The 13,289-nt window shown below is 66.0% G+C and carries 12 protein-coding genes; 6 read left to right on the top strand and 6 right to left on the bottom strand.

What is annotated here, in order from left to right; translation table 11 throughout:
• Nucleotides 1–177 precede the first annotated feature (177 nt).
• Complete coding sequence (gene araD, locus ACQKLX_RS12820; protein WP_427361953.1) at nt 178–1,902, bottom strand: L-arabinonate dehydratase; 1,725 nt, start codon at nt 1,900–1,902, stop codon at nt 178–180.
• Between the two features lie 204 nt (nt 1,903–2,106).
• Here araD and ACQKLX_RS12815 point away from each other — a divergent pair, with 204 nt between their 5' ends.
• From ACQKLX_RS12815 to ACQKLX_RS12795, 5 genes are read left to right on the top strand one after another with little or no spacing between them, the layout of a single operon-like run.
• The gene (locus ACQKLX_RS12815) at nt 2,107–3,357 is read left to right on the top strand and encodes an ABC transporter substrate-binding protein (RefSeq protein ID WP_427361952.1); all 1,251 of its coding nucleotides are present in this window, start codon (nt 2,107–2,109) and stop codon (nt 3,355–3,357) included.
• A gap of 25 nt (nt 3,358–3,382) precedes the next feature.
• Nucleotides 3,383–4,315: a carbohydrate ABC transporter permease gene (locus ACQKLX_RS12810; protein WP_427361951.1), complete on the top strand. Its 933-nt coding sequence runs from the start codon at nt 3,383–3,385 to the stop codon at nt 4,313–4,315.
• Nucleotides 4,315–5,127, top strand: coding sequence for a carbohydrate ABC transporter permease (locus tag ACQKLX_RS12805; RefSeq protein ID WP_159650145.1), 813 nt, complete (start codon nt 4,315–4,317; stop codon nt 5,125–5,127). Before ACQKLX_RS12810 ends, ACQKLX_RS12805 begins: the two co-directional genes overlap by 1 nt.
• 3 nt (nt 5,128–5,130) lie before the next feature.
• A complete protein-coding gene (locus tag ACQKLX_RS12800) occupies nt 5,131–5,538 on the top strand; it encodes a carboxypeptidase-like regulatory domain-containing protein (protein ID WP_427361950.1) in 408 nt (135 codons plus the stop codon).
• A 2-nt stretch (nt 5,539–5,540) separates the two neighbouring features.
• Nucleotides 5,541–6,587 carry a hydroxyacid dehydrogenase gene (locus ACQKLX_RS12795; RefSeq protein ID WP_427361949.1) on the top strand — a complete coding sequence of 349 codons (1,047 nt, stop codon included), beginning with the start codon at nt 5,541–5,543 and terminating at the stop codon, nt 6,585–6,587.
• A 4-nt stretch (nt 6,588–6,591) separates the two neighbouring features.
• Here the strand turns inward: ACQKLX_RS12795 and ACQKLX_RS12790 are convergent, their stop codons facing one another.
• From ACQKLX_RS12790 to ACQKLX_RS12775, 4 genes are read right to left on the bottom strand one after another with little or no spacing between them, the layout of a single operon-like run.
• Entirely contained in the window at nt 6,592–7,467 is an 876-nt protein-coding gene (locus ACQKLX_RS12790) for an SMP-30/gluconolactonase/LRE family protein (protein ID WP_427361948.1), read from the bottom strand.
• Nucleotides 7,468–7,472: 5 nt separating this feature from the next.
• Entirely contained in the window at nt 7,473–8,144 is a 672-nt protein-coding gene (locus ACQKLX_RS12785) for an SDR family oxidoreductase (RefSeq protein ID WP_427361947.1), read from the bottom strand.
• 11 nt (nt 8,145–8,155) lie between these two features.
• Nucleotides 8,156–9,346, bottom strand: coding sequence for a Gfo/Idh/MocA family protein (locus tag ACQKLX_RS12780; protein ID WP_427361946.1), 1,191 nt, complete (start codon nt 9,344–9,346; stop codon nt 8,156–8,158).
• The gene (locus ACQKLX_RS12775) at nt 9,343–10,416 is read right to left on the bottom strand and encodes a sugar phosphate isomerase/epimerase family protein (RefSeq protein WP_427361945.1); all 1,074 of its coding nucleotides are present in this window, start codon (nt 10,414–10,416) and stop codon (nt 9,343–9,345) included. The genes ACQKLX_RS12780 and ACQKLX_RS12775 overlap by 4 nt, the downstream gene beginning before the upstream one ends.
• A 445-nt stretch (nt 10,417–10,861) precedes the next feature.
• On the opposite strand from ACQKLX_RS12775, the gene ACQKLX_RS12770 reads away from it, so the two are divergent.
• Nucleotides 10,862–11,545 (top strand): Crp/Fnr family transcriptional regulator, encoded by a 684-nt coding sequence (locus ACQKLX_RS12770; protein ID WP_427361944.1) that lies wholly within the window; start codon nt 10,862–10,864, stop codon nt 11,543–11,545.
• 6 nt (nt 11,546–11,551) lie between these two features.
• On the opposite strand, the gene ACQKLX_RS12765 is transcribed toward ACQKLX_RS12770, so the two are convergent.
• Entirely contained in the window at nt 11,552–13,270 is a 1,719-nt protein-coding gene (locus ACQKLX_RS12765) for a cache domain-containing protein (protein WP_427361943.1), read from the bottom strand.
• Nucleotides 13,271–13,289 lie beyond the last annotated feature (19 nt).

Here is a 13,289-nt window from a genome sequence, read left to right as displayed (position 1 = left end):
TGGGGAGGGGATAGGGGTGGGGGGCGCAAAGTCGGAGCGAACTGCCCGGAAATCGGACCGATTCGCTTCTACAAGCGGCCTTGCACCCAGTCGTTCGCCCCCCATCCCCATACCCTTCCCCGCAAGGGGGAAGGGAAGAGCCCAGGCGATCAGCGTTTCGCGGAGGGACCCTCTTCATCAGAAGATCCCCGGCTCGGCCGTCGGCGGGCCGTGTTCGAGGAAGTCGAAATCGCAGCCCTTGTCGGCCTGAGTCACCGTGCGCTGGAACAGCATGCCGTAGCCGCGGCCATAGAGCGGCGGCGGCTCCTTCCAGGCGGCACGGCGCCGATCGAGCTCGGCCTCGTCGACCAGCATGTCGAGGCGCCGGTTCGGCACGTCGAGCACGATCTCGTCGCCGGTCCGGACCAGGGCGAGGGGCCCGCCGACATGCGATTCCGGCGCGACATGCAGGACGCAGGTGCCGTAATGGGTGCCGCTCATCCGCGCATCGGAAATACGGACCATGTCGCGTACGCCCTTGGCGAGCAGTTTTTTCGGCAAGGCGAGCGCGCCCCATTCCGGCATCCCTGGCGCACCAACTGGGCCGGCGCCGCGCAGGATCAGCACGCTGGTCTCGTCGACATCGAGATCGGGGTCTTCGACGCCCTTGGCGAGAGCTGCGGGGCCGTCGAAGACGACCGCCTTGCCGCGATGGACCAGGAGCTCTGGCGTCGCGGCCGACGGCTTGATCACGGCGCCATCGGGCGCGAGATTGCCACGCAATACGGCGATGGCGCGCATCTCGCTGACCGGGTTCGAGAGCGGCCGGATGATGTCCTCGTCGACGATTCGCGTCCGCTCCAGCGCCTCGCCCAACGTCTGTCCGAGGACGTTGCGGGCGCCAAGATCGAGCCGGTCCTTCAGCCGGGACATCAGCCCGCCGAGGCCGCCGGCGAAGTAGAAATCCTCCATCAGGTAGTTCCCAGCCGGGAAGACATTGGCGAGGATCGGGGTCTCACGCGCGACCGCATCGAAATCGTCGAGCGAGATCGAGAGGCCCGCCCGCCGGGCGATGGCGATGAAATGGATCGCCGCATTGGTCGAGCCCGACAGCGCGACATCGACATGCAGCGCGTTGCGCACCGAGCCCTGCGTCAGGAGCTGCGAGGGCTTGAGGTCTTCCCAGACCATCTCGACGATCCGCTCGCCGCAGGCCGAGGCCATGCGGGTATGGGCGGAATCCATGGCGGGGATGCTGGAGGCGAAGGGGAGCATCAGCCCGAGCGCATCGACGATCGAGGTCATCGTCGAGGCCGTGCCCATGGTGTTGCAGGTGCCGGGCGAGCGCGTCGAGATGCCCTCGATCTCGACCAGCTCGGTCTCGTCGAGCTGCCCGGCCCGGTACTCGTTCCAGTATTTCATCGTGTGGGTGCCGGCGCCGACCCGCGTACCGCGCCAGCTGCTGTTGAGCATCGGTCCGGCCGGGCAGAAGATCGCCGGCAGGTCCATGCTGAGCGCACCCATCAGCAGGCCGGGCGTGGTCTTGTCGCAGCCCCCCAGCAGCACGGCGCCGTCGATCGGGTGCTGGCGCAGCAGCTCCTCCGCCTCCATGGCGAGGAAGTTGCGGTAGAGCATGGTGGTCGGCTTCACCATGACTTCGCCGAGCGACAGGGCCGGCAATTCGACCGGGTGGCCGCCGGCGCGGATGACGCCGCGCTTCACCGCGTCGGCCCGCTCGCGCAGATGCGCATGACAGGGCGAAAGATCGCTCCAGGTGTTCAGGATCGCTATCACCGGCCGGCCCATGAACTCTTCGCGGCGCAGGCCCATCTGCTGCATGCGTTGGCGATGGGCGAAGGCGCGCATGCCCTGCGCCGAATACCAGCGCGCGCTGCGCAATTCTTCAGGGCGGCGAGACGGCAACGGCACGGACTCCACGGCGGGGCGGGAAATTAAATGACATCGCTTTCATGAGCCTGTCAATCAAACGAAATGCACTGGAAGTTGTATAACACAGGCAGGTTCTTGCGAACGCGAAGTCGCCTTGACCGACCGAATGTAACCGCTATCATCACTGCCGAAGCTCGCCCGGAGAGGCGAGGTGCCATTCATCTCAGGGAGGGCGGCATGGACCGCAGAACACTGATCAAGGGCGGCCTCGCTGCGGCGGGAACGGTCGCGATGCCGGCCTATCTGCGGGCGCAGTCGAACCGCAAGCTCAGCATCCTGACCTGGAACATCGCCGACCAGGAGGCGCTGTTCAAAGAGGAGTTCGCCGACTTCAAGGCGCAGAATCCCGGCGTCGAGATCGAGTGGCTCGACAAGAAGGGGCCGGAGCTGCCGGCCTTCTACCAGACGCAGCTTGTCGCCGGCACCGCGCCCGACATCGTCGATCTCCAGGGTGCGATCTGGGTGGAGTGGGCAGCGAATGGCGCCCTGCTCGACCTGACGCCCTACATGCAGAAAGAGCCGGATGTCGCCAAGCTCTACAATCAGGACTACCTGTCGAGCTTCGTCTACGACAAGAAGAACTACGTCGTTCCGTTCTATATCGCCAAGACCCTGCTGTTCTACAACAAGACGATGTTCAAGGAGGCGGGCCTGGCGGACGCGCCCAAGACATTCGACGAGATCGTCAATTTCAGCCAGGCGATGGCGAAGGGCGAGAAGACCGGTTTCCTCACGCTAAACTTCGACTGGCTCTATTGGCCGCTGATGCAGATGAACGGCGTCGAGCTGCTGAAGGCGGACATGAAGACGCCGGCCTTCAACACGCCGAAGACGACCGAGGTGCTGGAGAAGCTGGCCAAGGCGACGGCGTCCGGCGGCATCAACAAGATCGCCTGGACCGGGCGCTGGGTCGAGCCCAACGGCGCCTTCGCCTCCGGCAATGTCGGCATGCTGCAGGCTCATTCGGCCTCGTATTTCTTCGTCAAGGGCCAGGCGCCCTGGGTCAATCCCGACACGCTCGGTGCGGCCCAGAACCCCGGCAACTGGTCGACCCCGACCAATCACGGCTTCGCCATCTCGAAATCGTCGAAGAACCCGGACCTCGCCTGGGCCCTGGTCAAGCACATGACCGGCAACAAATGGGCGACCGAGTTCTCGGTGCGCCGCCGCATCCTCACCGGCAACCTCGCCGCCGACAAGGTCGGGCTGGAGAAGGTCAAGACCGAGGACCCGCTGGCCCATGCCGTGCTGATGACCCAGCTCGAGCACACCGACAAGATGTGCGGCAACTGGCCCCTGCCGAACGATGCCCAGGTCAAGGACGCCTTCTGGGCCGAGATCCAGAACGCCGTGCTCGGCCGCAAGGACGCCAAGACGGCGCTGGCGGACGCCGAGCGCGCCGTGACGCGCGTCATGCGCCGGTCCTGACGGGGGAGCAGCGCCGGCTATGGCAATGGCTATGTCCGCCGCGCCCGAACGGCGGCGTACCTCCTTCCTGCGCAGGGCGACGACGCGCCAGGCCATATTGGTCTGGTGCTTTCTCCTGCCGTCGCTGCTGATCTTCCTGCTCTATCGCATCCTGCCGCTGGCCTGGAACATCCTGCTCTCCTTCCAGGCCTGGTCGCCTCTGAAGCCGGCGGTCTTCATCGGCCTCGAGAACTATGAGGAGATGCTGACCGACGAGGTATTCTGGCAATCGCTCTGGAACACCGTCTTCATCATCCTGTCGGCACCGGTCGGCATCGCGATGGCGCTCGGCCTCGCCTTGCTGGTCAATTCCAATATCAGCGGCCGCAACATCTATCGCACGCTGATCTTCCTCTCCTATCCACTGATGACGGTGGCGGTCGCAATCATCTGGCGCTGGATGTATGACGAGCGCGTCGGCCTCCTAAACTATGTCGCAAGGCTGCTGCACCTCACCGACACGCCGATCCCGTTTCTGAACTCGTTCTTCTGGGCGCTGCCCTCGGTCGTCGTCGCCAATATCTGGCAGATGCTCGGCTTCTACATGATCATCCTCTTGACCGGCTTGCAGAACATCCCGAGCTCGCTGTTCGAGGCCGCCGAGATCGACGGCGCCACCGCCGGTGACCGCTTCTGGCGCATCACGCTGCCGCTGCTGCGCCCCTCGATCTTCCTGTGCTTCGTCATCGGCATGCTGAACTCGGTGACCAGCTTCGACCTGGTCTACGTCATGACCGGCGGCGGCCCCGGCCGCGCCACCGAGATCCTCGTCACCTACATCTACAAGCTCGGCTTCGTGCAGACGCGCTTCGATTATGCGGCTGCAGTGACGGTGGTGTTCTTCGTCTTCCTGATCACGGTCGCCTGGGCGGCGAACCGGCTTTCCGGCGGCAATGCCGGCGCCAGGGACATGGAATGATGCGCCGCTCTCCGACCTGGCCGATCCATCTGGCGCTGATCGCTGTCTGCTTCGTGATGCTGGTGCCGTTCTATTGGGTGCTGAAGACGTCCGTCTCGGGCGAGAACATCTTCACGTTTCCGCCCAGCATCATCCCCCGCAACCCGCACCTCTTCTATTATGTCGATGTCTGGTACGCGATCCCGTTCGCCCGCTACTTCCTGAACAGCGTCATCGTCTCGGTGATCACCATCGCTGCCAATGTCGTGTTCAACGCGATGGCCGGCTATGCGCTGACCCGCGAATTCCGGGGCAAGGGCTTCATCCTGATCCTGTTCCTGTCCTGCATGATGGTGCCGTTCCAGGCGACGATCATCCCGGCCTATCTGATCACTGGCCAGCTCGGATTGTTGAACTCCTATGTCGGCCTGGCCCTGCCACAGTTCTCGACGATCATCTGCATCTTCGTGTTCAAGGCGAGCTTCGATGCGATCCCGGGCTCGCTGATCGATGCGGCCAAGGTCGACGGCCTGCCGGAATGGCGCATCGTCTGGACGATCATGCTGCCGCTGGCGAAATCCGCCATGGCGACGAACGTGATCCTCTCCTTCATCTGGTCCTGGAACAATTTCCTCTGGCCGCTGATCATGACGCGGACGCCGGAGATGCAGACGCTGCCGCTCGGCCTGGCGCGCTTCCTGTCCTATCAGGAGGATACCACCGGGGCGCTCTACGCCTTCTGCATCATGGTGCTTGCGCCCGGCATCCTGCTCTTCCTGCTGGCGCAGAAGGAGTTCATCCAGGGCCTCACCTCCGGCGCGACGAAGGGCTAGGCGATGGAAGCTTATTCCGGCAGCCCGCGACGTGGCTGGAAGAAGTGGCTGCTCAACCGCTTCGTGCTGGTGCCGGCCGCCATTCTTGCGGTCGCCGCTGCCTGGAATCTCTATGCCTCGACCCATGACGACGGGCTCGTCATCGGGCAGGTGCTGGACGCGCAGGGCAAGCCGGTCGAAGGCGCCGACGTCACGCTCTGGGTCTTCAGCTTCACTACCTTCGCCGAGAACCGCAGCGTCAAGACCAGCGCGGATGGCAGCTTCCGCATCACCGGCAACCCGTCGCACCATATCCAGCTCAGTGCGGTGAAGCCCGGCGTCGGCTCCTCCCAGCGCATCCCGATCCGGCTCTATTTCCGCTCGCAGAACACGACCCTTGCGGCCCCGCTCGTCCTCTCCGGCAAGGCTTGAGGATGGCGCGGCCGCTCATCCTGCTCGATCCGCACCCGCGCCGAGCCGGCTCGATCTTCGATCCCGAGCAGATGCGCCGTCTGCACGCGCTGGCGGAGGTGGTGACGGAGGATATCGACGGGCGTTTACCGATGGCCCTGGTCGAGGATGCCTTGCCGCGCATCAGCGCCATCCTCGGGCAGACCGACCTGCCGGCCGAGCGGATCGCGCGGGCGCCGCATTTGCGGGCGGTGATCAATGTCGAGGGCAATTTCCTGCCCAATGTCGATGCTGGCGCCTGTGCCGCACGGGGCATCGAGGTCCTCTCGGTCGCGCCGGTATTCGCGGTGCCGGTGGCCGAGATGGCGCTCGGCCTGGCGCTCGACCTGGCGCGCGGCATCACCGCCGGCGACCGCGCCATGCGCGAGGGCACGGAGGCCTATGGCCGCTTCGGCTGCGCCGGCTCGGTCCTGCTGTCGCGGGCGCGGATCGGGCTGGTCGGCTTCGGCAACCTCGGCCGGGCATTGCGCCGGCTGCTGGAAGGCTTCCGGCCGGAAATCCTGGTCCACGACCCCTGGCTGCCGGCCTCGGCGATCGCCGATGAGGGCTGCTGGGCCTGCGAACTGGACGAATTGCTGGTGGCCAGCGATGTCGTCTTCCTGCTCGCCGGCGCGACCAAAGACAATCCCGGCTTCATCGATGCGAAGGCGCTGGCGCGGATGCGCGATGGCGCCATCCTGGTGCTGGCGAGCCGCGCCGCCATCGTCGACTTTCCCGCTCTGCTCGCCGAGGCCGGGCGCCTGAGGGTCGCGACCGACGTCTTTCCGGATGAGCCCGTCCCCGCCGACGATCCGGTCCGGCGTTCGGACATGCTGCTCTCCTCGCACCGGGCCGGCGGCATTCCCGCCGCCTTCCACGACATGGGCGAGCGCGTGCTCGACGACCTCGCTTTGATCCTGCGTGGCTTGCCGCCGGTGCGGCTGCAGCGCGCCAACCTGCAGACGATGGCGCTGATGCGCAGTACGCCGGGGCGGGAAGGCGCGACGCCGAAGCCGTCTGGTGTGGCTTAGACCGTCACCCCGCGAACATCGGCTCCGGCAGGCCCTTCACGCCGAGGCCATGGATGGCGAACAGGTTCCCGGCCTGCGGCGTGCGTGCCCGCTCCTCCTCGCTCAGCATCGAGGCGGCGCTGGTGACGTAGAGCACGTCGAGCTTGTCGCCTCCGAAGGTGCACATGGTCGGGTGCTTGACCGGCATGTCGATCAGCCGGTCGAAGCGCCCCTTCGGATCGACCCTGGCGATCTTGCCGCCATGAACCAGCGCGCACCAGTAGAAGCCTTCGGCGTCGACCGTAGCGCCGTCACAGCGCCCTTCGATCTCGCGGGTCGAGAAGAAGACGCGGCGATTGGAGAGGGCGCCGGAATCGATCTCGAAATCATAGGCGAAGACGGTCTCGGCCCGCGAATCCGCAAAGTACATCGTGCGATCATCGGGCGAGAAGGCGATGCCGTTGGAGACGATGAAGCCCTGGTCCATGCGGTGAGCGCTGAGGTCGGGATCGAGCCGATAAAGCGCGCCGCTCGGGTCCTTCAGCGCGCCGTCGCGCGAGCCGCACCAGAACCGGCCGCGCCTGTCGCATTTGCCGTCGTTCAGGACATTGGCCGGCTTCTCCGGTTCGGGATCGACCAGCGGCGTCACGGCATCGGTTGCGAGATCGACCGCGGCGAAGCCTGTCTGCAGCGAGGCGATCAGCCCCCCGCCTTGCCGGATGGCGAAGGAACCGACGATCGCCGGCATCGCCCAGGTCGCTAGCCCTTCCGCCGGATGCCAGCGATGGATCGCCGGCCTCAGCGCATCGACGAAATAGAGCGCGCCTTCGCCGCCATGCCAGCACGGGCCTTCCCCGAGCGCGAAGGGGCCGGGCAGGACGGTCACGATCTCGGGCTTCATCGGCGTCACCAGGGCAAAGGCTGATCGTGATAGGTCTGGAAGATGCCGGTGTGGTGCCGCCCGGCGCGGTGGAGCACACCGCGCATGCCGGCAACGCTCTCCTCGACCGGCACGCGGCCGCCCGGCTCGGTCGCGGCCCAGCCCGGATGCAGCGCGATGACGCTGATATGGCGCGGTGCGAGATCGACGGCGAGGCCCTTGACCACCATGTTCAGCCCCGCCTTGCTCGAACGATAGGCATAGGAGCCCCCGCTCTGGTTCAGCGCGATCGAGCCCATGCGGCTGGAGACGAAGGCCATGATCTTCAGCTCGCTCGCCGCGACGTTCTCGACCAGCGTCTCGGCGAGCTTCATCGGGCCAATCAGGTTTGTCTCGAGAATGCGCCGCCAGTTGGCATAGTCGGTCTCGCCGAAGGGCGGGTGCGGCCGGCCAATACCGGCATTGTTCAGGAGGATGTCGACCGGACGCCCACTAAGCGCGGCCGCGAAGGCCGCGATGCCGGCATGGTCAGTCATGTCGAGCTTCAGCACCGCGACATCGCCCGCGATGGCGCGGGTCTCGTGCGCGGTCTCGGGGGAAAGGCAGGTTGCGTAGACCTTGTGCCCCTCGGCCGCATATTGCCGGGCGAACTCGACGCCGAGGCCGATATCGCAGCCGGTGATGACGATCGTTGCCATGATGACGTCCGCTAGAGGCTGGAGGCGAGGGGCGTGGAGGCGCCGCCGGCGGCGGAGCTTTCGAGACAGGCCATGACGAAGGCGAGCCCGGCGACGCCATCGTCGATCGATGGCGTCAGCTTCGCCATGTCGGTCGCGGGCCTGAGCCCGCGCCGCGCCAGGATGAGATCGGCAAAGCCGCAATAGAGATTGGCGATCGCCTCGATCAGGCCCTCGGGGTGGCCGGGGCGCGATAGCCGGGTCGCATCCCGCGCCGCCGCCGAGAGATCGGGCCTACCGGCGCCGGTCACGACGATGTCGCCATTGAGCCGGCCCAGCAGCAATTCATTGGGCGCGCCATGGCTCCAGGCGAGATGGCCGGTCTCGCCGAAGACCCGGATGTGGAACAGGTTGGACGCGCCCGCAGCGGCATTGCTGACCTCGATCCGCCCGCGCGCGCCGCCGGCCTGTCGGAAGCGGATCTGTGCGATGTCGTGGACCTTGCGACCGGGCACCAGCGTGCCGACCTCGGCCGAGACCGTTGCCATCGCCTCGCCGGTGACGAAACCGACGAGATGATGGGCATGGGTGCCGATATCGCCGAGGACGAGCGAGGGGCCGCTGATCTCGGGGTTGAGCCGCCAGCGCGCCGCGCCCTCGGGCGTCGCCTCTACCAATGTCGCATTACCCCCGGCGAGGTAGTCGATCTGAACGAGGCGCACCGCGCCGATCTTGCCGGCCAGGATGCGCGCGCGCATCTCGCGCAGCATCGGATAGCCGGAATAGGTGTGCGTCAGCGCGACCGCGACGCCGCTCGCGCGCGCCAGAGCCGCGAGCTCGCGCGCCTCGCCGAGATCGTTGCACAGCGGCTTCTCGACCATGACGTCGAGCCCGGCGGCGAAGGCGGCCTTGCAATAGGCGGTGTGGCTGTCGTTGGGCGTGATGATGGCGAGGGCCTCGACCCCGTCCGCGCGCGCCTTCTCCCGCGCCAGCAGCTCGTCGAGCGAGCCGTAGCAGCGGTCCTCGGCGAGGCCAATGGCGGTACCTTCGCGTCGGGATCGTTCCGGTTTCGACGACATCATGCCGGCGACGAGGGTAAATCGGCCGTCGAGCGCGGCGGCCATGCGGTGCGCCGGGCCGATCAGCGAAGGCGGGGCGCCACCGAGAATGCCCAGGCGGATCGGCCGCCCAAGGGCGGCCAGCACGGGATTGCCTTCGCTCATGATCTCAGCCCCAGAATGCGGTCGAGCTCGTCCGATGGCGCGGAGCGGCGCATGCCTGCGTCGAAGTCGCGCTGGGTGGTGCGGATGATGTGGTCGGCGATGAAGCGTGCGCCCTCGCGGGCGCCATCGAAGGCGTTCTTCAGGCAGCACTCCCATTCGAGCACGGCCCAGCCGTCATAGCCGTAGCGGGTCAGGCTGCTGAAGATGCCGGAAAAGTCGATGTCGCCGTCGCCCGGGCTGCGGAAACGCCCTGGCCGGTCGATCCAGGCGCTATAGCCGCCATAGACACCGCGATCCGGGCTCGGGCGGAATTCGGCATCCTTGACGTGGAAGGCGGCGATCCGCTCGTGCCAGCGGTCGATGAAGCCGAGATAGTCGAGATGCTGCAGCCTGAGATGGCTGGGGTCGTAGAGCAGCTTGGCCCGGGGATGGTGCTCGACGCGGTCGAGGAAGGCGGCAAAAGTCGCACCGTCATGCAGGTCCTGCCCCGGATGCAGTTCGAAGCAGATGTCGACGTCGAGGCTGTCGGCATAATCGAGCAGCGGGCGCCAGCGCGCCGCAAGCGCCGTAAAGCCGTGCTCGATCAGGCCGGCCGGGGCCGGCGGGTAGGGATAGAAGAACGGCCAGAGCAGGCCGCCCGAGAAGGTCGCGAGCTTGCCGGCGCCGATGCGGGCCGCGAGCGCGATGGCGCGCCGCAATTCCTGCTCGGCCCATTGCTGGCGCGCGGCCGGGTCGCCCTGCAGCTGAGCGGGCGCGAACGCATCCATCACCTGGTCATAGGCGGGATGGACCGCCAGAAGCTGCCCGGCGCGATGCGCGGCGATCTCGCTCACTATCAGTCCGTGACGGTCGATGGTCGCTTGCCAGTTGTCGATGTAATCGCTCTCTTCCAGGCGCCCGGTATCGATGATCGCCCTGTCGTGGACAGGCACCTGCAGGGCTTCGAAGCCGTTCTGCACCGCAAAACCGGAAACGCCGCCAATGTCGGAAAAGAACGGAATTTTGCCAAGATACTGGGCGATGAACAGCCCCGGACCGCGGATAGTCTGCAACGACGTCACGCCCAACATTCTCCTGCGCCAGGCAATGATAGCGCTTGCAGGGAACAGGGCAATACGCATTCGTAGGGAGCTTCCATGATCGCGTGGCGGAGGAGTTCGCCGTGGCGAGAACCCTACCGGTCACAACGGCCTCCATCCGACTGACCGGTGGTGTCTGTTCACTGGCGCTTCGCGGCGACCTGCCGACGAGACCGCTGATGAGACAGCGCGAGCAGACGACCTGCAGGCGCAGAAGCCGTGCACTCGCATAAAGGCCAATGGCTTGCCGCTTCGGGGATGCGGCGGCACGGAATATCGAAGCCCTGGATCGCACGTCGAACATCCAGCCGGATCACCTGATCGGACGTTCCGTGGGCGACGAGCCCGCCGGATTGAAACGTATCGGCAGGCGCTCGGGATAATATGCTACAATCGCCCATACCGGCGATCGCTCATTCCGTCCCCGGATGCTTCGATGAGTGATGTCTCTCAGCGCATGGCGCGGATCCTCAGTGCGAACCCGTTCTTCGCGGGCTTCGAACCGCTCGCGATCGAGAAGATCGCGGCTGTCTGCAGGCAGCGGCGTCTCGCCCCGCGGGAGGTCCTGTTTCTCAAGGGTGATCCCGGTGACGGGCTCTATGCCATTCGACGGGGGTTGATCCGTATCGGGACAGTGGACGATCTCGGCCAGCAGATGACGATGAACGTCCTCGGCGGCGGTGACGTCTTCGGCGAGGTCACCTTGCTCGATGGCCAGGCTCGCACCGCCGATGCAGTGGCGATGGAGGAGACCGACATGTTCTTCCTGCCGCGGCCCGATTTCCTGAGCCTGCTGGATCGCGAGCCTCCGCTAGCACGACAACTTATCGCTCTCCTCTGCGCCCGGCTGCGTGACGTGATCGGCCGCCTGGAAGAGACGAGATTTCTTCCCTCTTCAATTCGACTTGCGCGACGCGTTCTGGTCCTAGCGGCCGATTACGGCACCGATGTTCGCGCATCCCAGGACGAGCTGGCATCTCTTACCGGCGTGACCCGCGAGACGGTCAACCGCCACCTGCAGGACTGGAAGCGCAGCGGCGTGATCTCATTGGGACGAGGCCGCTTGCTGATCCAGGATGTCGACGCTTTGCGGAGCCTCGCCAAGGTAGAAGCGGCTTGAGGCCAATCACGCTGCGAAAACCCTGACAGGCTGGTCGAAGCCCTTCAGAACGCGCGCATCCAGCTCGACAAGCGGCCTTCGCCCGTTGACGGCGTCCGCGGCGACCGGGTCGACCAGGACCTCGGCATTGCCAGCGCTCGCACACAGACGCGCTGCGAGGTTCACGACGCTTCCAACCGCGGTGTATTCGAGCCGACCTTCGGAGCCGATACGCCCCACCGTCGCCGGCCCCATCGCGAGCCCCAATCCGAAACCGAGCTGGTGGCCCAGCATCTGGCGCTCGAGCAGGAGGGATTGGACGCATTTCTGCATGTCGCGTGCCATATCGATGGCGCGCAAGGCCGGGTCTGGGCAGGTTACCGGGGCGTTGACCAAGACCATCAGGCCATCACCCGAGAACTGCGTCAGCGTGGCCCCGTGCGCTATCACGACCCGGTCCAGAGCGTCATAATATTCGCTGAGGACGCTCATCACCATGTCGGGCTCGGCGCGCGCCGAGAAAGCGGTGAAGCCCCGCAGGTCGCCGAATACGACGACCACTTCCAGACGCCGGCCGTCGAGCACGCTGTCGTCGCCGGACCGGTCGACCAGCTCGGCGACCTGCGGTGCGAGAAACCGCTTGAGCCGGCCGATCCTCTCCGAGCGCTCCTGCGAGACTGCCAGATCGCCGGCCATCTCGTTAAAACGGGTCGCGAGCCGCTCGAATTCATCGCCGGTGGCGATGTCGATCCGGTGATCGAACTGCCCGGCGCCAATCCGCGCCACCCCGTCTTCCAGCAGGCGGATCGGCTCGATCATGCGCTGGGTGAGCCAGTAGGCAAGCGCAGCCGCGAGACCGGCACCACCGATGAGCAAAGCGCCAGTGCGCCAGAGGGCGGCGTAGATCGGTGCGAAGGCCTCGGCGACCGGCTGCTTCACGACGACGCTCCAGTCGACGCCGGGAATCTGAGCCATCGCGGCCAGAACCGTTTCTCCGCCGATGTCGCGCCCCGAAACCGCCTCGCCGCTTCGCGCCGTGATCCTCGCCCTGAGAAGCTGGAGAGGCCCTGTCGCCGTTGGGTCAGCCCGTAGGACGAGACTGATATCGGGATGAGCGATGAGGCGCCCCGGCTGATCGAGGACGAATGCCCTTCCGGTTCGGCCGACCCGGATCGCCGATATCACGTCCCAGATCAGTTTGAGATTGACCTCGGCGATCGCCACACCGACCGCGGCGCGCGTACCGGCCACGGCCATGGGCAAGAACGGTTCGGAGCCGGCATGGAAGGTTACAGGGCCGTACCAGGCCACACCAGTGCGGACGCCCTTGAAAGCTGGGCTTGCCGAGTGGTCCGTGCCGCCCTCGATCCTGTTCAGGCCGATGCGCGAGACGAACAGCCGCTCGCGGCCGAGGCCATCGATCAACGTCAGGCTGACGACGGCAGGCACCTGGCGCAGCAGGCGAGAAGCATCGAGCCGGCGCCTTTCGTCCACGGCATTCGTCCATGGCAGTTGAACTGTCCAGGCCAACTGATCCCGGATCCCATCCAGGAAATCCTGGATCTTCGCAGCAGCGGATCGGGCTTCCGCATCGAGAAGCTCGTTCAGCCTGGCCTTCTGGTCGTGATGGCCGAACCAGGCTTCACTGCCGCCGGCGATGAGAAGAGGCACGACGACCGCCGCGAACAGCGCGATGAAATACTTTGCGAAGAGCGAGCTTCGTGGGTTGGGTGGCGATTGAGTCACCGTGTCAGCTCGTGCCCCG

Origin of the sequence: Allobosea sp. NPDC003192, from assembly GCF_050275675.1 — a bacterium.
GTDB lineage: Bacteria > Pseudomonadota > Alphaproteobacteria > Rhizobiales > Beijerinckiaceae > Allobosea.
This window is presented reverse-complemented; position numbering and strand designations above follow the sequence as displayed.

Coding starts and splice junctions, on each gene's coding strand:
- ACQKLX_RS12780 (WP_427361946.1), bottom strand. CDS start 9,346: ATGAGCGAAGGCAATCCCGTGCTGGCCGCCCTTGGGCGGCCGATCCGC.
- ACQKLX_RS12805 (WP_159650145.1), top strand. CDS start 4,315: ATGCGCCGCTCTCCGACCTGGCCGATCCATCTGGCGCTGATCGCTGTC.
- ACQKLX_RS12775 (WP_427361945.1), bottom strand. CDS start 10,416: ATGTTGGGCGTGACGTCGTTGCAGACTATCCGCGGTCCGGGGCTGTTC.
- ACQKLX_RS12785 (WP_427361947.1), bottom strand. CDS start 8,144: ATGGCAACGATCGTCATCACCGGCTGCGATATCGGCCTCGGCGTCGAG.
- ACQKLX_RS12790 (WP_427361948.1), bottom strand. CDS start 7,467: ATGAAGCCCGAGATCGTGACCGTCCTGCCCGGCCCCTTCGCGCTCGGG.
- ACQKLX_RS12770 (WP_427361944.1), top strand. CDS start 10,862: ATGAGTGATGTCTCTCAGCGCATGGCGCGGATCCTCAGTGCGAACCCG.
- ACQKLX_RS12815 (WP_427361952.1), top strand. CDS start 2,107: ATGGACCGCAGAACACTGATCAAGGGCGGCCTCGCTGCGGCGGGAACG.
- ACQKLX_RS12810 (WP_427361951.1), top strand. CDS start 3,383: ATGGCTATGTCCGCCGCGCCCGAACGGCGGCGTACCTCCTTCCTGCGC.
- ACQKLX_RS12800 (WP_427361950.1), top strand. CDS start 5,131: ATGGAAGCTTATTCCGGCAGCCCGCGACGTGGCTGGAAGAAGTGGCTG.
- ACQKLX_RS12795 (WP_427361949.1), top strand. CDS start 5,541: ATGGCGCGGCCGCTCATCCTGCTCGATCCGCACCCGCGCCGAGCCGGC.